Source organism: Microbacterium sp. R1 (genome assembly GCF_015159725.1).
GTDB lineage: Bacteria > Actinomycetota > Actinomycetes > Actinomycetales > Microbacteriaceae > Microbacterium > Microbacterium oxydans.
On the sequence record NZ_JADDUD010000006.1, the window covers coordinates 13,022 to 32,273 of the forward strand.

At 64.5% G+C, this 19,252-nt stretch carries 21 protein-coding genes; 14 read left to right on the forward strand and 7 right to left on the reverse strand.

The window, feature by feature from the left end:
* Nucleotides 1-264: 264 nt before the first annotated feature.
* From ILP86_RS18110 to ILP86_RS18130, 5 genes are read right to left on the reverse strand one after another with little or no spacing between them, the layout of a single operon-like run.
* A complete protein-coding gene (locus ILP86_RS18110) occupies nucleotides 265-1,251 on the reverse strand; it encodes an arsenic resistance protein (RefSeq protein WP_058631448.1) in 987 nt (328 codons plus the stop codon).
* Nucleotides 1,248-1,781 (reverse strand): signal peptidase II, encoded by a 534-nt coding sequence (locus ILP86_RS18115; RefSeq protein ID WP_227751395.1) that lies wholly within the window; start codon nucleotides 1,779-1,781, stop codon nucleotides 1,248-1,250. Before ILP86_RS18115 ends, ILP86_RS18110 begins: the two co-directional genes overlap by 4 nt.
* Nucleotides 1,778-2,386: a cadmium resistance transporter gene (locus ILP86_RS18120; RefSeq protein ID WP_058631449.1), complete on the reverse strand. Its 609-nt coding sequence runs from the start codon at nucleotides 2,384-2,386 to the stop codon at nucleotides 1,778-1,780. Before ILP86_RS18120 ends, ILP86_RS18115 begins: the two co-directional genes overlap by 4 nt.
* Nucleotides 2,386-4,302 (reverse strand): cation-translocating P-type ATPase, encoded by a 1,917-nt coding sequence (locus tag ILP86_RS18125; protein ID WP_058631450.1) that lies wholly within the window; start codon nucleotides 4,300-4,302, stop codon nucleotides 2,386-2,388. The genes ILP86_RS18120 and ILP86_RS18125 overlap by 1 nt, the downstream gene beginning before the upstream one ends.
* Nucleotides 4,299-4,658: a helix-turn-helix transcriptional regulator gene (locus ILP86_RS18130; protein WP_058631451.1), complete on the reverse strand. Its 360-nt coding sequence runs from the start codon at nucleotides 4,656-4,658 to the stop codon at nucleotides 4,299-4,301. Before ILP86_RS18130 ends, ILP86_RS18125 begins: the two co-directional genes overlap by 4 nt.
* A gap of 129 nt (nucleotides 4,659-4,787) precedes the next feature.
* Here ILP86_RS18130 and ILP86_RS18135 point away from each other — a divergent pair, with 129 nt between their 5' ends.
* The 14 genes from ILP86_RS18135 (at nucleotide 4,788) to ILP86_RS18200 (ending at nucleotide 17,687) form a co-directional block, all read left to right on the forward strand.
* The gene (locus tag ILP86_RS18135) at nucleotides 4,788-5,792 is read left to right on the forward strand and encodes an acyltransferase family protein (RefSeq protein ID WP_058631452.1); all 1,005 of its coding nucleotides are present in this window, start codon (nucleotides 4,788-4,790) and stop codon (nucleotides 5,790-5,792) included.
* Nucleotides 5,793-5,858: 66 nt separating this feature from the next.
* On the forward strand, nucleotides 5,859-6,332 hold the full coding sequence (locus ILP86_RS18140) for a hypothetical protein (protein WP_153002304.1): 474 nt from the start codon (nucleotides 5,859-5,861) through the stop codon (nucleotides 6,330-6,332).
* A gap of 70 nt (nucleotides 6,333-6,402) precedes the next feature.
* Entirely contained in the window at nucleotides 6,403-7,068 is a 666-nt protein-coding gene (locus ILP86_RS18145; RefSeq protein WP_058631453.1) for a thioredoxin domain-containing protein, read from the forward strand.
* Nucleotides 7,068-8,054, forward strand: coding sequence for an NAD(P)/FAD-dependent oxidoreductase (locus tag ILP86_RS18150; protein WP_058631588.1), 987 nt, complete (start codon nucleotides 7,068-7,070; stop codon nucleotides 8,052-8,054). Before ILP86_RS18145 ends, ILP86_RS18150 begins: the two co-directional genes overlap by 1 nt.
* Before the next feature lie 8 nt (nucleotides 8,055-8,062).
* Nucleotides 8,063-8,977, forward strand: coding sequence for a cation diffusion facilitator family transporter (locus ILP86_RS18155; protein WP_058631454.1), 915 nt, complete (start codon nucleotides 8,063-8,065; stop codon nucleotides 8,975-8,977).
* A 43-nt stretch (nucleotides 8,978-9,020) separates the two neighbouring features.
* A complete protein-coding gene (locus tag ILP86_RS18160) occupies nucleotides 9,021-9,638 on the forward strand; it encodes a copper resistance CopC family protein (protein WP_165875501.1) in 618 nt (205 codons plus the stop codon).
* Nucleotides 9,631-10,164, forward strand: a complete 534-nt coding sequence (gene lspA / locus ILP86_RS18165; protein WP_058631456.1) for a signal peptidase II — start codon at nucleotides 9,631-9,633, stop codon at nucleotides 10,162-10,164. The genes ILP86_RS18160 and lspA overlap by 8 nt, the downstream gene beginning before the upstream one ends.
* The gene (locus tag ILP86_RS18170; protein WP_045278974.1) at nucleotides 10,161-10,496 is read left to right on the forward strand and encodes a DUF6804 family protein; all 336 of its coding nucleotides are present in this window, start codon (nucleotides 10,161-10,163) and stop codon (nucleotides 10,494-10,496) included. The genes lspA and ILP86_RS18170 overlap by 4 nt, the downstream gene beginning before the upstream one ends.
* 25 nt (nucleotides 10,497-10,521) lie before the next feature.
* Nucleotides 10,522-11,472, forward strand: a complete 951-nt coding sequence (locus ILP86_RS18175; protein WP_058631457.1) for a cytochrome c oxidase assembly protein — start codon at nucleotides 10,522-10,524, stop codon at nucleotides 11,470-11,472.
* 124 nt (nucleotides 11,473-11,596) lie between these two features.
* The gene (lnt, locus tag ILP86_RS18180; protein WP_232762584.1) at nucleotides 11,597-13,060 is read left to right on the forward strand and encodes an apolipoprotein N-acyltransferase; all 1,464 of its coding nucleotides are present in this window, start codon (nucleotides 11,597-11,599) and stop codon (nucleotides 13,058-13,060) included.
* Nucleotides 13,045-13,560: a DUF3515 family protein gene (locus tag ILP86_RS18185; protein WP_058631458.1), complete on the forward strand. Its 516-nt coding sequence runs from the start codon at nucleotides 13,045-13,047 to the stop codon at nucleotides 13,558-13,560. The genes lnt and ILP86_RS18185 overlap by 16 nt, the downstream gene beginning before the upstream one ends.
* Nucleotides 13,557-15,455 (forward strand): cytochrome c oxidase assembly protein, encoded by a 1,899-nt coding sequence (locus tag ILP86_RS18190; protein ID WP_058631459.1) that lies wholly within the window; start codon nucleotides 13,557-13,559, stop codon nucleotides 15,453-15,455. The genes ILP86_RS18185 and ILP86_RS18190 overlap by 4 nt, the downstream gene beginning before the upstream one ends.
* Nucleotides 15,452-16,135: a copper resistance CopC family protein gene (locus ILP86_RS18195; RefSeq protein WP_058631460.1), complete on the forward strand. Its 684-nt coding sequence runs from the start codon at nucleotides 15,452-15,454 to the stop codon at nucleotides 16,133-16,135. Before ILP86_RS18190 ends, ILP86_RS18195 begins: the two co-directional genes overlap by 4 nt.
* Nucleotides 16,136-16,328: 193 nt before the next feature.
* Nucleotides 16,329-17,687, forward strand: coding sequence for a M23 family metallopeptidase (locus ILP86_RS18200; RefSeq protein ID WP_058631461.1), 1,359 nt, complete (start codon nucleotides 16,329-16,331; stop codon nucleotides 17,685-17,687).
* A gap of 97 nt (nucleotides 17,688-17,784) precedes the next feature.
* Here ILP86_RS18200 and ILP86_RS18205 read toward each other — a convergent pair whose 3' ends face one another.
* Both ILP86_RS18205 and ILP86_RS18210 read right to left on the reverse strand, forming a co-directional pair.
* Entirely contained in the window at nucleotides 17,785-18,546 is a 762-nt protein-coding gene (locus ILP86_RS18205; protein WP_045278969.1) for a cytochrome c biogenesis CcdA family protein, read from the reverse strand.
* Entirely contained in the window at nucleotides 18,543-19,112 is a 570-nt protein-coding gene (locus tag ILP86_RS18210; protein WP_058631462.1) for a TlpA disulfide reductase family protein, read from the reverse strand. Before ILP86_RS18210 ends, ILP86_RS18205 begins: the two co-directional genes overlap by 4 nt.
* Nucleotides 19,113-19,252: the final 140 nt, after the last annotated feature.

The window sequence follows — 19,252 nt, forward strand, 5'->3', positions numbered from 1 at the left end:
CGACCAGGAGCGTCAATGCTAGCCCCAGGCCGATCAGCAGCCTCGCCGCTAGCCCACTCGTGCGCGCAGCGGTAGCGCGCTCAGTGAGGGCGCGCGGATCATTGGACGGTCCTACGTTCGAAGTGGAATCAGGGTAGCCGACGATTAGACACTACCAGCTGTACAGTCAGCGCATGTTGACGGTTGCTGTAGCGGGGGTGATAGTTCACGTTCACACGATGCCCGACCCGATCACTTTCGGATTCTCTTGTCGCTTCTTGGCCCCTAGCTGTTTCCCGGGAGGCTGGGCCGCGGTTCGCGCCCGCGGAGGGAGACGACACGGACGAGGATGATCATCGCGACCAGTTCGACAAGGGTTTGTGTGACTACCGCGAGCGGGGCGATGCTCATCGAGGCAGGGAGAGCGAGAGCGAGCGGTAGGACGACGATCGAGTTGCGCGTCGCGGCGGAGAACATCACCGCGCGGGTGGCGGGGACCTCTAGTCGTGCGACCCGGCCGGCGAGCTTCCCGATCGCGACGGCGAGGATGACGAAGGCGATGTAGAGCGGTACGACGCGCAGGAGGGCGGTGATCTGCGATCCAACAGCGGCGATCTGGGAGCCGATGACCACAGCGAGGGTCACCATCATCAGCGGCACCATCGCGCCCGCCATGATCTTCTCTATGAAGCGGCCTCCCCGGTGACGACGCGCAACAGCCTGCACCACCGTTGCTGCGGAGAGGGGGACCACGATCAGCAACAGGAATGCCCGGATGAATGGGCCGATGTCGACCACATCGAGCGCAGCGCCGCCCGCGAAGAGGAACAGGAACACCGGCAGAAGCAGGATCTGGACCAACATCAGCAGTGGCGCGGCTGCGAGCAGTCGTGCGCCAGCGCCACCTGCGAGACCGGCGAACACGATGACGTAATCGATGCACGGGGTCAGCAGGACGAACAACACCCCGAGCAACAGTCCCCGGTCATCGACCACGAAGCGCGAGAGGCCCCAGGCGAGCATCGGCACGATGACGAAGTTCGCCACCAGCACCGTGCCTAGAAACCTGATATCGCGGAACGCGCGTTTCACCTCGATGAGCGGGACGCCGAGAAACGTCGCGAACAACAGCAGCATCAGTGCCGGTTCAATCGAATGCTCGAGGCTCGGAGCAAGTTGCGGCGTTATCAGCCCGACGGCCGCCCCCACGGCGATCGCGCCGATGTAGAGAGCCAGTTGACGGATATCCCACCACCGCACAACGGATCTCACTCGGTGGTCTCATCGCCTGTGCGGATCATGAAAACTGCTCCGGTGATCGCTGCGGCGAAGATCACGATGTCGGCGATGTTCCCGATGAACCAGTTGCCGTAGGCGAGGAAGTCTACGACGTGCCCCCGGGCGAATCCGGGGTCGCGGAAGAGGCGGTCGCCTGCGTGTGAGGCGGCAGCGCCGCCGAGCGCGCCGATGACGATCGCCCATCCCACGCGTTGCACTCGGAACGCGAACACGATCGCTGTGATGGTGGCTGCGACAGCGAGCAGTGCGAACACCCAGGTGAAGCCTTCCCCGAAGGAGAATGCCGCTCCGGGGTTATAGGCGAGCTGCAAACCCAGCAGGTCACCGATCAGCGGGATGCGCTCACGCTCGGTGAGGGTCGCTTCGGCCCACACCTTGGTTCCCTGATCGATCAGCACGACGACCACGGCGATCAAGAGCGCTCCACCAGTGAGCTGCCGCCGCCGGGTCGACGACAGCTTGCTCGCAGCGGGCGGATGAGCCTCTGCCTGGGAGGAGGTCATGCGAGCACCTCGATCAGACGGACGATGACCCCAGATTCGATCAGGATGAACAGGCCCAGGCCGATGAACACGGCCGGTACGAGCCAGTGCTCGACGCGCTCCAGCCCCTCGGTGACAGCCTTGTTGGTGCCGATCAGCCGGCCGGCCGCGCACCAGACCGCGACGAGGACCAGGAACACGACGATCATGATCGCGACGTCGCTGGGGGCGCTGGTGCGGAAGATCGGCGTGTAGAGGGAGATGTTGTCGGCCCCGTTGGCGATCGTGATACCCGCGACACCCCATAGTCCGACCGCGGTGATCTTGGAGTCGTCATCATCGTCATCGCCGTTACGGCGCAGGCCGCGAATGAGCGTCCAGATGCCGATGCCGAGCGGGATCAGACCCAGGAAACCGACCCATTCGTCCGGAACGATGGTGAGACCGAGAGCGGCGATCACGCTGATCACGACGAGGGTGATGAACCCGAGATACTGGCCCGCGACGATCTGCCACGGCCGGGGCTTCCCTCGACTGGAAGCGAGGAACAGCACGGTAAGCACGACGATGTCGTCGATGTTGGTCGCCGCGAACAGGCCGATCGCTGAACCGATGGTGGCGAGCATCAGCTTCCCAACCGTGGCGTGCGGGTGCGGGCGGCACGCAGACCATTGAGGATCACGATGACCTCCGCAACCTCGTGGACCAGGACGACCGCGGCGAGCCCCAGCACGCCAAAGAGCGCGAGCGGGAGCAGTGCGGTGATAATCAGCAGCGACAGGACGATGTTCTGGTTGATGATCCGTCGACCGCGCCGGGCGTGGTCGAACGCCCGCGGGATGAGGCGCAGATCATGGCCGGTGAAGGCCACGTCGGCGGATTCGATCGCTGCGTCGGAGCCGGTCGCGCCCATCGCGATACCGATGTCCGCGCCAGCGAGGGCCGGGGCATCGTTAATGCCGTCGCCGATCATCGCGACCGGTCCCGCCGTCGACAGTTCCCCGATCGCGGTCGCCTTGTCCTCCGGGCGCAGCTCCGCGCGCACGTCGCTGATCCCTGCCTGTGCCGCCAGTGCACGAGCGGTCCGGGCGTTGTCGCCGGTGAGCATCGTCACCCCGACGCCCTGGCCGGTGAGTGTCCGGACGACCTCGGGGACTTCCGGGCGCAGCTCGTCCCGAACGCCGATCGCGGCGACCGGTGACCCGTCGCGGTGGACGATCACGACGGTCATGCCCTGCTCTTCCAACTCGCCGACCCGCTCCGCGAGGTCGCCGGCGTTCAGCCAGCGGGGACTGCCGACGGTGATTCTCGATCCGTCGACGGTGCCGTCGATGCCGTGCCCGGCCTGCTCGGTCACATCTGCAGCTCCCGGTGTCCCCGGGGCTGCGGCAGTGATCGCTGAGGCGAGAGGATGGGTGCTGTGCTGCTCCAACGCGGCCGCCCACGCCAGCGCCTGAGCCTCCGTAACGCCATCTGTGGTGAGCACGGCGGTGACCGCCGGTTCGTTGCGGGTGAGGGTGCCGGTCTTGTCGACGGCAACGTGGCGGACCGTGCCGAAGCGCTCGAAAACGGCGCCGGACTTGATGATCACGCCGAACTTGCTCGCCGCACCGATCGCCGCGACGACCGTCAGCGGAACCGAGATTGCCAGCGCACACGGAGAAGCGGCGACCAGCACGACGAGTGCGCGAGTGATCCACACCTCCGGGTCGCCCAGCAGCGACCCGATGATCGCGACGAGCGCAGCGAGGATCAGTACTCCGGGTACGAGCGGGCGGGCGATCCTGTCCGCCAGACGGGCACGCTCGCCCTTCTCGGTCTGCGCTTTCTCTACCAGCTCCACGATCGTCGTGAGCGAGTTATCGGTGCCCGCAGCGGTCGCCTCGACTTCCAGGACACCGGCGCTGTTGATCGCACCGGCCGACACCGCATTCCCGGGCTCAACTTCGACCGGGATCGACTCCCCGGTGATCGCCGAGGTATCCAGGCTGGAGCGACCAGAACGCACGACCCCATCAGTCGCGATCCGCTCACCCGGGCGGACCACCATGACCTGGCCGACCGTCAACTCTTTCGCCGGCACCTGCGCGGAGACACCGCTCTGAAGCACGGTCGCTGTTTCCGGCACGAGCTTCAGTAGTGCCCTCAGTCCGCCGCGGGCGCGGTCCATCGCCTTGTCCTCAAGCGCCTCCGCGATCGAGTACAAGAACGCCAGAGCTGCAGCCTCCTCCACGTACCCGAGGATGACGGCACCGATCGCGCTGATCGTCATCAGCAGCCCGATGCCGAGCTTGCCCTTGAACAGTTTCCGGATCGCGCCGGGCGTGAACGTCGATGCGCCCAGCAGCAGTCCGACCCAGAACAGCACCAGTGCCGGGATCTCGAGCCCGGACCACTCGAAGATCAGACCGGCCAGGAACGCAACGCCGGAGAACACCGGCACCATGACCCCGCGGTCTCTCCACCAGGGCCGCTCGGCCTCTTCGATCTCTTCGCCTGCCGTCGCGGCAGGCTCGTGCTCGCAGCCACACGCCTCGCTCACGCGTCAGCCCCCGTCCCACAGCAGCCAGCCACCATGCACGCTGAGTCCACGCAGGGCGCGTGCTCATCGACCGCCAGTGTCACGTCCACGAGCGCGACGAGCGCAGCCGCAAGATGCGGGTCGGCGATCTCGTAGCGGGTTTGGCGGCCCTCAGGCTCGGCGACAACGATCCCGCAGTCACGCAGGCAGGTGAGATGGTTCGACACGTTGGAGCGCGTCAGCTCTAGCTCACGGGACAGGACTGCGGGGTAGCTCGGGCCACCGAGCAGAGTCATGAGAATCCGAGAACGCGTAGGATCAGCCATGGCGCGGCCGAGCCGGTTCATGACGTCGAGACGAGAAGCAATGGTCAGCATAAGCTGAACTATACAGTCTCCGCTGACCTATTTCCTATGCGGTCAAGCCAATGCCCTCAGGGCATGGTCTTCGAGCCCGAAAGAACGCTGCCGCCCAGAATGCACAGGCGAGCTCGACGCGTCTCTGACATGAGCCGTCTTCTGGTTCCGGACGCGCTCCGCGGGTTCGCGATTGTCGCGATGCTCATCGCGCACGCGGCTCCTTTCGTGCCGAACGCACCGTGGGCGGTGCAATTCGTCACGGCGAACTTCAGTAGTGTCGCGTCGCCGCTCTTCGCTCTTGTCATGGGCATGTCGGCGGAGCTTGTGTGGAGACGCGGCGGCGCTGTGGGGGTGACGTTGCTGCAACAGACTCTGCGTGGCCTGTTCCTCATCGTCCTGGGTGTTTGGATGGCCACGTGGGGCTCCTGGCTGGCGGTCATCCTGAGCTATCTCGGGCTGCTGATCATCATCGGCGCGCCCCTTCTACTCCTGCGCAGCTCGGTCGTGATTGCCGCGACAGCGGTCCTTGTCCTGGCCAGTCAGCCATTGCTGAGCGTCGCACGCACCTGGATTTGGGTCTACACCGCGCCGCCGCCCGTGCGTGAGGTCACGACCTGGATGTTCCTGGGCCCTCAGTATCGGGTGGTCAACCTGTTGCCGGTGTTCCTCATCGGTGCCCTGTTGATCCGTCACGGCTTGAAACGCGATCGCTTGTTGTGGATCATGGCGGCTGTGGCGCTGTTGGCGTATCTTGCCTGGGGTTTCGGGCAGCGCTTCGGCACGGTGTTATCGGGGGACTACCTGGACTCTCTGAGGGATATTGGCTTGGTGTTCGCCGTCTACGTCTGCGTTGTGCTGGGGGCTACGGTGCGGCGGGAGCACGCAGAACGTTTTTGGGGTGCTGTCTTTGTTCCCTTGTGCGCCTGCGGTCAGGTGGCGTTGTCTCTGTACTTGCTGCACGGCAGTCTCATCGCATTTTGGAGTAACGCGTATGGCCGCCCTGCCGAGAACTTCTACTTGGGCTGGCTGGTGATCGTTCCGGGCATGATCGTGGTGGGTTGGTTGTGGTGGCGGTTCGTTGGAACTGGCCCAGTTGAATGGGTGATGGGCTGGCTCAGCGGACGTCCCAAGTCTTCCTCGCTTCGCCGGTAGAGCGGGTGCGTGGCTCTGGGGCTCGCAAGAAGACTTGATTGGTCGGGCTGGTACCATCCTGAGGTCATGGTCGTCCACGGTCGCGCTCACAAATGCGTTAGCCGAGCCGACGAGTTCCTGATAACGAAGATCATTACAGCCCTCGGGCTGGCGCTTCTTCTCGTTGTTGGAGCGTGGCCGGGCGGCCATCGTGATGCGACAGATGCGACTCCGTATCTGAGCACCACATCCTCGTCGTCACTAGGGACGCCTTCTGCTGGTCATTTTTCGGCGGGTTCGGGTGAAAGCGTTGTCGGCGCGACCGCGGAACAATTCCTGGCCGGGGATAGCGCGAACGACATCGTGATCGGCGTTGCCGGGTGCCTCTTGGGTATCATCTGCTGCTTCTTGGTGCTCATCGTCACGCGGAACTTCCGCCGTCACGTCCCCTCTTCTCACATTCGCGAACGTTTGCCGCGCGCACCATCACTGGCAGCTATGACGGGGCGCCTGTTCGCATTGCCTCCTTCTCTCACACAGCTTTCTCTGTCGCGGACCTGACTCCGGCGGCGCCATCTCTTCGATGGCGCTCCACTGGTCGTCCCCGTTCGTTGTGTGTGTCTGGAGTGTTATGAAATCTTCCGTGAAAGCGGTACTTGTCACCGTGTCTCTCGCCGTGGTGTTGCTGGTCGTCGCACTGGTCTTCGTCCTGATTAATCAGAATCAAGCTGCCGCACCCGAGACGGGGACCGCTGACGGTCCACAAGTCGTCCGTGAGAACTCGCACGTCCTCGATGACGGAGGAGAAGGGGCGGTGACGGTGGTCGAGTTCCTCGATTTCGAGTGCGAGGCCTGCGGTGCTTTCTATCCCCTCGTCGAGGATCTCCGCGGCAAGTTCGATGGCGAGATCACCTACGTGATCCGCTACTTCCCGCTGCCTGGTCACCTCAACTCAAAGAACGCCGCAATCGCTGCCGAAGCCGCAGCGCAGCAGGGACGGCTCGAAGACATGTATCACCGCCTGTTCGAGACGCAGTCTCAATGGGGTGAGGCTCAAGAGTCTCGTGCGGACCTGTTCCGGGGGTTTGCGGAGGAACTCGGATTGGACATGGCCGCGTTCGATGATGCGGTCGCTGATCCGGCGACAGCGGAACGGGTTCAATTCGATCTCGACGAGGGTGAGCAGCTCGGTGTCAGCAGTACCCCCTCGTTCTTCATCGATGGGGAGCCTGTCGTGCTGGAAACGTGGACCGATCTGGAGGACAGCATTGAAGCCGCCGTGAACGGTGCTGAATGATGGCGCGTTCGCTATCGCACCGTCGAGTCATCATCGTCGGTGCCGGGCACTCCGGATTGGCGACAGCCGCCGCGCTCAGGTCCTCTGGGCTTGAGCCACAGAAAGACTTCGTGATCATCGATTCTGCACCCCCCGGTCGACGAAGCTGGGCCACACGGTGGCAGTCGATGAAACTGCGCAGCGCGGCACGCCACAGTGTCGTCCGCGGGTTCCCTTTCCCGGGCGATGGAGACCGTCATCCGAGTGTGGATGAGATGTCCGATTACCTGTCTTCGGTGGAGAAAGCCCTCGGTGTGAAGACCGTGTGGGGCACTCGTGCTCTTGGAATCAACCGGTTGGGCGACGGATCCACGCTGCATCTGTCGACCTCCGCCGGGGAAGTGCAAACCCGAAATGTGGTCTGTGCAACGGGAGCTGCCGCGGTGCCGCGCATACCGGGCTGGCGCCCGGGATTGGCCGTACCCGGTGTTGTGCTGCATTCCAGCCAGTACCTCTACCCCGCCCAGATACCTCCCGGCCACGTGTTGATCGTTGGCGGCGGATTCAGCGGAGTGGAGATTGCTGAGGAGCTCGCGTCCTCCCACGACGTCACCCTCTCCACTCGAGCGGAACCCTCAGGGGTGTCGGAGCGGCCTATCTGGTCGAGGCTGCGACGTAAGGGTGCGCTCTCCGAGGCACGCCCCCGCGTAGCTTCGACAGACGTCACTCATGCCGTCGCCGTGACGGAGGTTCACGGAGACACCGTGATGTTCGCCGATGGGGCGTCCGTGAAGCCGCATTCCGTGATCCTTGCGACCGGGTACAGGCCGGCAGACGCATGGCTGCCCGATTCGGAGCCGCCCGGTCAGCCTTTGCACGTCAGTGCACGCATCCCGGGACTGTTCACTGTTGGCATGCCCCGTTACTCCCGGGCGGATGCGGACACCCTCGTTGGGGCGGGTCGTGATGCGGCGACCGTCGCCCGACTCATCGTTGGACGGCCGTAAGGAGCACCATGACAGAAGCAGGGCACAGTCACGGTATTGGTGACGCCACTCCTCGCAATCGCCTGGTCATCGCGTTCGCGATCACCTCTTCGGTCTTCATCGTCGAAGTGATCGGGGCGATTATCACAGGCAGCCTCGCACTGCTCGTTGATGCGGCGCACATGCTCACCGATGTCGTCGGGTTGGCGATGGCCGTCACCGCCGCGCATCTGATGAATCGTCCCCCGACTCCCAGGTACACCTTCGGTCTTCAACGCACGGAGGTGCTCGGTGCGCTCGCTCAAGCAGCTCTGCTGCTCGGGGTGGGTATCTTCGCGCTCGTGGAAGGCGTACGGCGGCTGTTCGAGCCCCCTGAGATCGCATCGGGAAGTCTGCTGTTCTTCGGCATCGTCGGTCTCGTCGCCAACATCGCCTCCATGCTCGTATTGTTCAGCGGCCGCGGACGCAACCTCAACATGCGCGCCGCGTTCCTCGAGGTCGTCAACGATGCCCTCGGTTCCGTCGGCGTCATCGCCAGCGCCATCCTCATCGCCGTTTTCGGTTGGTATCAGGCGGACGCCGTCGCGGGCGTCTTGATCGCGCTCCTCATCATCCCCCGCACCCTCATCCTGTTGCGAGCATCCGGCCGGGTATTGATGGAGTCCACACCTGCCGGCCTCGATCTCGAGGATGTCCGCCGCCACATCCTTGCCCTGCCGCACGTGGTCGCTGTGCACGACCTCCACGCGACCCAGGTCTCGACCGACCTCCCCACGCTCACCGCCCATGTCGTGGTCGATGACACCGTCACGATGGAAGCTTCCGCCGCACTGCTGACATCACTTCAGCAATGCGTCAGCGAACATTTCGCCGTGAGCATCGAACACTCCACCTTTCAGATCGAACCCGAATCCCACCCCGGAGAGCACGACACCCATGCATAAACGCCTCTCGGCACGCACCGCTGCCGTCCTCACCACCCTGTTGTTGTCGGCATCCGTCGTCCTTGGGACTGCATCTCCGGCGGCCGCTCACGACGACTTCGTTTCGTCGTACCCCACCGCCGACTCGACCATCAACGGCTCCCCCGACGAGATCTCTTTGATGTTCACCGGGGCCCTCACCGGTGGTGACGATGCAACGGTCGTCGAGGTTATCGATGAAAGCGGAGCAAACGTCGCCGTCGACCCGCCAACGGTGAGCGGTGACTCGATCACTCAACACCTCTCCCCCGACGCCGCAACCGGCATCTTCACCGTCCGCTGGAAGACCGTCTCCGCCGACGGACACCCGATCAACGGGGAGTATGTGTACACCGTCACGCCCGCGACGGACACGGAACCCAGCACTCCGACCACAAGCCCCACCCCTGAAACCTCCCCAACGGAGGAGCCGGAACCGGCCCGACCCGCGCAAACATACGGTGGCACGGCATCCGGTGGCGGTGCTTTCGAACTGCTCCCCCTGTTCTTCCTCTCGGGTCTGGCACTGATTCTGGGGATCGGCGTTGTGGGAGTGGTTATGGCCGGGCGCCAGCGTCACCAGCGCGACCGCGCACAGGCCGCCAAGGATGCTGCAGCTAAGGAGAAAGACGCCGATGCGTGATCGAGTCCGCCGGTCGGCCGTGATGCTCATCGTCGCCGCCATCGTCATCCTGATCGATCAAGGCACCAAGACTCTTGCTCTGAACACGTTGCGGCAGGATGCGCGTATACCGCTGATCGGTGACTGGCTCGGTCTTCAACTGGCCTTCAACCCCGGGGCGATCTTCTCGCTCGGGGAAGGCTCCACATGGGTCATCACCGTCATCGGGGTCGCTGTCACCGCGGTCCTCATCGTTGCCGCCACCCGAGCCCGGAACGTGTGGTCGGCGGTTGGTTTCGGTTTCATCGTGGGCGGTGCGATCGGGAACCTCATCGATCGCTTATTCTCGCCGCCCGCGTTCGGGATCGGGCACGTCACCGATTTCCTCGCCTACGGGAACCTGTTCATCGGCAACCTCGCCGATATCGCTCTCGGCATCGGTGCCGTGTTCCTCATCGTCGCGGGTCTGCGCACGAGCCGTCGCCGGCCAGACCCCACGTCCCGCCCCGACGACCCTGTACCCGCCGAAGAAACGGTTCACCCATGAGTCCCAAAGAACGCGTCCCCTCCACTTACCAGCGGAACGCCCTGGCCCCCAGCCTCGTCGCCGCCGCGATCCTGTTTCTGGCCCCGGCGCTCTTCCAGGCGAATTGGGCGCCGCTCGTCCTCTTCATTGCCTCAATTTTCGGGCTGATCGTCGCGTGGTTTGCGCTCCAGGCACGCCACTGGTGGTGGATCCCGGTCTTCCTCGCCATTGCCGTGCTCTGGAATCCGGTGATGCCCTTCCCCTTCTCCGGTGTCGTGTGGACCACAGCACAACCCATCGCGGCCGTGGTGTTCCTGGCAGCGGGTGCGACGATCAAGGTGATCCGGAAGTGAACTGCGCGATCTTCTTGTCACGACCATGCGTATGAGCGGCGAGATCCCCGACAGCCCCCCATCTCTGCAGGCGTTCCTCGCACCGGCCGACATTCCGCTTCCAGTGCTACCGATCGTTGCGGGGATCCTCGCTGCGCTGTATCTCGTCGGCGCGATCCGGTTGTGGACGCACGGGCGTCGTTGGCCCGTGTGGCGCACGGTCAGCTTCCTGCTCGGGTGCGTTCTCCTCGCGGCGGTCACCGGTCTGGGTGTTGAAACCTACGGCCAGGCGCTGGTGTCCGTTTTCATGTTCCAGCAGCTCACTCTGATGATGATGGTGCCGCCGCTACTGGTCCTCGGCTCACCCGGAACCCTTCTTCTGCGATCAACACCGCACCATGGGGCGGGACGGGTAGTCCTCACAGCGGCCCACAGTGCTCTTCGAAGCCCGGCCGCGAAATGGATACTCAGCCCGTGGGCCACTGTCCCGCTGTACCTGTTCGCGTTCTACGGCATCTACCTTGCGGGTGCTGCCGATGCCATCCTCGCTCTCCCCGGGGGCCACGTCGCACTCGAGGTCGGATTCCTCCTCGCCGGCATGCTCTTCACCATCCCCATCCTGTCCTCCGATCCGCTGCCGGTCAGGTTGGGTCATGGTGCCCGTGCACTGGACGTGTTTGCTGAAGCCGCGCTCCACGCGTTCTTCGGGGTGTTCCTCATGATGGCCAGCACGATCCTGGTCGGCTCATTCGTCGCCCCCACCAAAGCACTGGGCATCGATCCCCTCGCCGATCAGCAGCTAGCCGGCGCTCTGGCATGGTCCTACGGTGAAGCCCCGACCGTGCTGATGTTGATCTACGTGATGCATCGCTGGTTCCGCAGCGACACCGCCCGGGCTGCCGCGGCCGACCGGTACGCCGACGTGCACGGGAACACCGACCTCGACATGTACAACGCCTACCTCAAAAAACTGAGCTCTCATGACCGTGACCGCTGACCCATTGGTGAGACACGCCCTCTCCGTTCGACCACGGCGCGGGAACCCCCGAGCGCACGATGCGCGCCTACCAGCTGGGGTGCCGTTTCCCGTAGCGATCGTCGCGTCCGCCATCGCAGGAGGCATGCTGGATCTCGCCTACCCCGCAAACGGGTGGTGGCCCGCAACGTTCGTGAGCGTAACCATCGGGCTGTGGACGCTCCGCGGACGCTCTCTACCCGGGGCGTTCCTGATCTCCCTCGTCTACGGCGCGACCTTCTACTTCACCCACCTGGTATGGGTGACCCGGTTTCTGGGACCCATCCCATGGGTCGCGCTGGCTGGCTTGGAATCCCTGCTGTTCGGTGCCGGCGGCGCGCTGATCGCACTCGCCTATCGGGTCACCACCACCCGCGCGGGATACGCGTATCGTGCGATCACTCCCATGCTCGTCGCCGGGGTATGGATGCTGCGAGAAACACTGATGGGGAGTACGCCGTACACCGGGTTCCCATGGGCGCGCGTCGGTTTCAGCCTTGCCGAGAGCCCGCTCGCGGAAGCCGCTTCATGGGTGGGAACCACGGGGCTGTCCTTCCTGACCGTTCTCGTCTGCGCGAGCGTCGTGGAAGCCCTCATCCTCCGCCGATGGGAGCCAGCAGCAACGGCCGTGGTCATCGTCGTTGCCGCGATAGCCATCCCTCTGTTCCCCACCGAGCAAGCGGGAATGATGCGCGTCGGATGGGTACAGGGCAACGGACCCAGCGGCTACTTCGACACCAGGACACCAGGCGACATCCTGCGCGCACAGGAAGAAGCGACATCTCCTCTCCTGGGGCGTGAAATGGACCTTCTCGTCTGGCCAGAAGGGGCCGTCGACGCCGATCCCCTGCGCGATGCCGCCGTCGCAGACCGCCTTGATCGACTCGTGCAGAGTGCCGGCACTCCGGCACTGGTGAATGCGGCAACCACCCGCGGAGCCGACACGTTCAACACCTCCATGCTGTGGACCAGCGCCGGGCCGCAGCAGCTCCACGACAAGGTCAACCCCGTCCCTTTCGGCGAATACGTCCCGGACCGTTGGTTCTACGAAGCCATCGCCCCCGACCTCATCGGATTGATACAACGCGAGTACACGCCCGGCTCCAACACACCCCTCATGAACGTTGACGATGTGCCCATCGGTCTGGCGATCTGTTTCGACGTCATCTACGACGACGTCATCCACCAAAGCGCTGCCTCTGGCGCGCAAATGTTCGTGTTTCAAACCAACAACGCGGACTTCAGAGGCACCGACGAGAACCTCCAACAGCTGGCCATCGCCCGCATGCGCGCGCTCGAAACAGGGAGAACTGCGGTGAACGTCTCCACCACCGGGACCAGTCAAGTCATCGGCCGCGATGGAAAGGTGCTGGCGCAGGTTGCGGTGGACACGACCGCGGCGAAGATCACCGAGGTCCCCCTCCGCACCGGCACGACTCTCGCTGTCGTGCTGATGCCGTGGCTCGACTGGATGCTCAGTATCGGAACGGTACTAGCGCTGCTCGTCATGTCGATCCGACCGCGACGGACTCGTGCTGACTCCCAGGAAGACGGATGGATGACGTTGTGAAGCTCAAGATTCTGACCTCTGTCGCGGCGCTGTGCGCACTGCTTGTGCTCACCAGCTGCGCACCCACCATCCACCTCGAGCCCGCAGCAAACGCGAACGACCCGCTGTGCGCAGAGGTCACCGTACGACTACCGGACTCAATTGGCGACCAGGCTCGCGTCTGGACGGACGCTCAGGCCACCGCAGCATGGGGTACCCCCAGCAGCGTGCTCCTCACCTGCGGGTTGGAGCCCCCGGCCCCCACCACCCTGCAATGTGTCAGCTTGGGTGGCGTCGATTGGATCGTCGACGAGGAGGAGACCCCGAATCTGCGGCTCACAACCTACGGCCGAGAGCCAGCTGCCCAGGTGTACGTGGACACCACCACCCTGTCGGCGGACGCGGTTCTCGAATCTCTTGCCGGGGCGATCCAGCAGCTCACCAAGACCGGTGAATGCACGGCGCCTGTGACAGAAGACCCGGACGCTCCTGGCACTGAGACAGGGGATACCACTCCATGAATGCCGTTGTTCTCCGGATCGCTGGACCGACGCTCCTCGTTGCCGCCGCACTCATCGCTGTGGTCGTCGGGCTCGCGATCGGTGGAGGAGCTGCACCAAGACTCACCAGTGACCCTGGAGCGCTCGTGCGATGGGGACTCCCGGCCGCGAAACTGTTCGTCAATCTCTCCGGTGCGGCGATGCTCGGGCCCCTGGTACTGGCGGTGTTCGCTCTCCCCTCGGCAGGGAAGCCCTTCACCGTCGCGCTCGATATAGCCTCCGCCGGCGCCGCGACCCTCACCATCACAAGCGGGGTGGTGGCTTACCTCACCTTCCTGTCCTCATTCAATCCGCAAGTGAACCTGAGCGCTGAGTTCGGCGCGCAGCTGGGCCGCTTCCTCCTCGACACCGAACTGGGACGATCATGGCTTATCACCGCGATCCTCGCCTCGGTCGTGACAGTCCTCGCATTCGCTGTGCGCAGCTATGGTGCGGTGCTGATCACAACCATGCTTGCGATCATCAGCCTGATACCCATGGCCACCCAAGGTCATTCGGGTGAGCTCGCCAACCACGATCCCGCGGTCATGTCCCTCGTCCTGCACGTCATTTCAGCAGCGATATGGCTCGGAGGTCTCATCCTGCTCGTCGTCGTGCGACCGATCAGCTCTCCGCACGAACTCGACAACGTGCTTCGCCGGTACTCGACGGTGGCGCTCATCGCGTTCATCGGTGTCGCCGTCTCGGGATACGCGCGGGCGCTCACTGCCCTCGGCCGGTGGGAGGATTTGGCCTCACCGTACGGCCTCATCCTTCTCACAAAGATCGGCGCTCTTCTGGTCATGGGCGTCCTGGGTGCCGCCTACCGCCGTCGACTCCTCGCAAATGCCAGCGAGGGCCGTGGCGCCTTCTGGATGATCGTGAGCGTCGAACTCGGTTTCATGGGTATCGCGAGCGGTGCGGCCGCCGCCCTCGCCCGCACCGCCGCCCCCGCCGATACGATCACACTGCCGCAGAACACCGCCGCGGAGATCCTCACCGACGCACCCGTCCCGATCGCACTCACCCTGCAGAGATGGTTCACGGCGTGGAGCCCCGACCTCCTCTGGGTGCTCGTCGCGGGTTTCGGAATCGTCTTCTACCTCGTCGGCGTCCAACGCGCACGGCGCCGCGGGTATCCGTGGCCAGCCAGGCGGACGGTCAGCTGGATTGCGGGGATGGGTGCGCTTCTGTGGACAACCAGTGGCCCGCTCGCCGCCTACGACGACTCGCTCATCAGTATGCGATTCCTCTCCTTCGCTCTCCTCAGCCTCGCGATCCCCTTGCTCCTTGTCTTCGCGGCGCCGATCACCCTCGCAGCCTTGGTCATCCATCCACGGGACGATGGAAGCCGAGGACCGCGGGAATGGCTTCTCTGGGCCGCCCACAGCCCGCTGGCCAGATTTACTCTGCGCCCCGTCGTCGCCGCGGCTCTTTTCGCCACGTCGCTGTGGTTGTTCCACTACTCCGACCTGTTCCGCTGGTCGCTCTACGACCAGCTCGGAGCGGAATGGATGATCAGCCAGCTCCTCGTCACCGGGTGCCTTTTCATACGATCGCTTTCCCTGAACGCGTCCACAACCCCCGAGGGGCGGTGGCGTGTGGCCTCACTCACTGCGCTCACAGGCGTGGCAGCGTTCTTCGGCATCGCCACGATCACTCGCTCCGACCTCATCGTCGCGGAATGGTTTGGCGCCATGGGGCGGACATGGGGACCCACCCCCCTCCAGGACCAGGCCCTCGCCGGAGCCGCCACCTTGGTGATCGCGGGAATGCTCGCAATCCTCACCGGCTTCTCCGTCCTCCACACGAAACGCAACAACCGACCTACCGACAGCACCCCCGTGCCCGCCGTACGAAAGGACCCGCACCTGTGACCTCCACCCACCGCACCCGCTGGCTCGCCAGCACACTTCTAGCTCTCATCACACTGGGAATCGTGGCCGCACCGGCCCCCGCAGCTCTCGCGCACGACAACCTCCTGGACACCGTGCCCGGGGCAGACGAAACCGTCACCCAACTTGACGACGTCGCTCTCACGTTCAGCGGGGAACTCATTGACTTCAGCCAGGCCAGCTTCGCCCAAGTGCAAGGACCCGACGGCCTCTTCTACGAATCCAGCTGCTCCACCATCGACCGCAACATCCTCACCACCCCGGTCGCACTCGGAGAACCGGGCGTCTACACCGTGCTGTGGAACGCCGTCTCCAGCGACGGTCACCCCATCTCCGAGAGCTTCACGTTCACGTACGCTCCCACCAGCAGCGAGCCAGGGCTGGGATGGGACAAACCAGCATGCGGGAACGAACAATCACGGATCCAACCGGCAAAGGCGTCGCCCTCCACCGCGCCAACCACCGAACCGCCAGCAGCGGACACCCCTGCCCCGGTGGTATCTGCAGGCGAGAACGAGGTGGCTTCAATCGCGATCCCGCTCATCATCGCCGTCACTGTCATCGGTGCCGCGGTGATCACCGCCACCGTTGTCGTACGGCAAGTGAAGAAGAAAAAACACAACCGGTCGAGCGCCGACGTCCACACGGACCCGAAAGAGTGAGCCTCGTGCCAGGACAGTCGAACTCAAGTTCGATGCGTCAAATATGGGCCACAGATCAGAGATCACGGGCGAGTCGGCGCGACTTCGGCCCCCACGAACGGACGATAGACCAGACAGCGGGCAACGCGAGCATGGCCAATCGGCGCGCCCATGGCAGCAGAATCCACGAAGCCGAACTCGAGGAGAGGGCACAGTGAACGAACGACGCGTCTCCGCGGCTGCTACGGAGGCGGCTGAAGAATGCGGGTGTGCACCCACGCCCGCCGAACGCGACTCATTCTGGAAGCTGAGTGTGACTCGACGTGGCGCTTTCGGACTCGGCGCCCTCGGCGTCGCTGCATTCGCTGCATTCGGTATCGGCTCCGGCGTCTCAGCGGCGTACGCTGCGTCCTACCCGAGCTGGGACGATGTCCAACGCGCCAAGAACAACGAAGCTGCCAAGGCCGCCGAGATCACCCGAATCGAAGGGCTGATCCAGTCCTTGACGCAGAAAGTCGCCGAGACCCAGGCTGCCGCCGATACAGCCTCCGACGAGTTCTACGCAGCACAACAGGAATACTTCGCTGCGATCACGGAAGCCGAGAGCCTGCAGGCGCAGGCCGACGAACAATCAGCGATGGCCGAAACCTCTGCGCGCAGGGCCGGTCAAGTTGCGGCACAGCTGTACCGCAACGGTGGAGACGACTCAGCACTGCAACTGTTCTTCTCCGGCTCCGCGGACAACGCCGATGAGCTCCTGTCCCGGCTGGGCACCATGGACAAGCTGCTCGAGTACAACCGGTCGGTCTACGATGACGCAATCTCGGCGCGCAACACCGCCCAATCGCTGACCGATCAGGCGAAGGTCGCCCGCGACGAACGAGACCGCCTGCAGCAGGTCGCGGAGCAGAAGATGATTGCCGCACAAGAAGCGGCCGACGCCGCACAGGCCGCGCTCGACGAGCAAGCCGCGAACCTCGAGACGATGCAGGCGCAGCTCGCCGCGCTGAAAGACACCACCACGCAGACGGTCGCCGGCTACCAGGCGGGTGTAGCCGCGCGCGAGGCCGAAGAGCGCGCCCGTCGCGAACGCGAAGCCGCCGAAGCGGCAGCCAACGGAGGCGGCAACGGTGGCGGCGGAGGCTCCGCCGGGAGCGGCGGTTGGGTTCGGCCCCACGGGGGCGGCCGAAGTTCAAGCTACGGCCCGCGGACCCCCATCTGTGGTTCGCAGGGCTGCTCCTCGAGCTACCACTACGGCGCCGACCTGGCCAACGGCTGCGGAGCGGCGATCTACGCCGCCAACTCCGGAACCGTGGACTACGCCGCCGCCAACGGCAACTACGGCAATTACGTCCGCATCCAACACGGCGGGGGCGTCAGCACCGGGTACGCCCACATCAAACCCGGTGGCATCGCCGTCAGCCGGGGGCAATGGGTCAATTCCGGCCAGGTCATCGCATACGCGGGTGACACCGGACGCTCCTTCGGGTGCCATCTGCATTTCGAGGTCTACATCAACGGTGGTTACACCAACCCCGTCCGATTCATGGAAGACCGCGGCGTTTATATCTAAGGCTCCGAAACAGGATCACGAAGTGGCGCCGTCGACATGAGCAGTTGGGTGGAGAGGGCTGCTCCAGTCGTCACTCCCGACATCCCTGCTAGGGATCTCAGAGCGGGAGGATGACGCTGCCCATCACCGCCGTCAGCCGCGACATGATGTCGGTCCACAGCCCGGTCACCATCAGGAGGCCGAGGACGATTAGGAGGATACCGCCGCAGACATTCAGCACCCGGATGTGACGGCGGAGGAACTCGACCGTCTTCGCCGCCCAACCGAACCCGAACGCGACCAACAGAAACGGGATGCCCAGGCCGAGCGAATACGCGAGTCCGAGGAAGCCGGCCCGGACAGGGTCGCCGGCGTTGAACGAAAGCGCGATGATCGCGGCAAGCGTCGGACCCATACACGGTGCCCAGCCGATACCGAGTGCCACTCCAAGTAGCGGCGCCCCGACGACTCCGGCCCGGGAGCCGACGTGGAAGCGGACCTCCCGCTGGGCGAAACTGAACAACCCGAGGAAGACAAGCCCCATCAGGATGATGACGGCGCCGAGGATGCGCGTGACCAGGTCACCCCAGCGCAGGAAGAACACGCCAGCCGTGCCGCCCAGCGCAGTGATGAGAACAAAGACGACACTGAAGCCGAGGATGAACAGAAGCACGCCAACCACGAGCTGACGGCGCTCAGGCGCGACTGCGTTCGTCGCGTCACCCTTCGTCCGCGGCGCGACCGCTCCACCGAGGAAGCCGAGGTAGCCGGGGACCAGTGGGAGCACGCAGGGCGACAAGAACGACACGAGGCCAGCGAGCATCGCCACGGGGACTGCGAGCCAAAGCGCACCGGACCCGATGATGGTGTCGGCGTTCACGGTGTCTCCGCTAGGGCGTCCTTGACGAGCGTCGAAAGGATCGAGGTGCCGTCGATGGGTCCGATGATGCGGGCGGCGACACGGCCCTGTCTGTCGAGCACGAGAGTCGTCGGCGTCGCCTGGATCGGCACAGCCTCGGAGAAAGCGAGTTTCGCCTCGGCCGTGGTCACGTCGATCAGGCTCGGGTAGGTGATGCCGAACTCGTCAGAGAAAGCTCGGGCAGTGTCGGCCTGGTCGCGGGTGTTGATGCCGATGAAAGCTACATCCTCGCCGCCGTATTCCTGCCAGACGCTTTCGAGATCCTTCGCCTCGATGCGGCACGGCGCGCACCCCGCGTACCAGAAGTTCACCACCGTGACCTTGCCGGCGTTGTCCGCACTGTCGAAATCATCACCAGTTTCAGTAATGCCGCTGAAGTCGACCGGTTCGCTCCGCTCGGCGATCGGGATCTCGACGATCGCGCCGTCGGCGGCCACATACCCGGTGTTCTCACCCTTGAGGAAGGAATCGCTGACGGGATCCGGCGCACACCCGCTCAGACCGATCGCGAACACCGCAGCGAGCATGACTCCGACCGCACCACGAACGGTACGAAAGCGTGGGTCTCGAGGCACATTCGCACTGTACGCAGATCCCCTATGCGTCCGCCGAACCACGCCACCGCACTGTCGAAATCGCTTGCCGCTTCCGACGCTTCTCCAGAGCT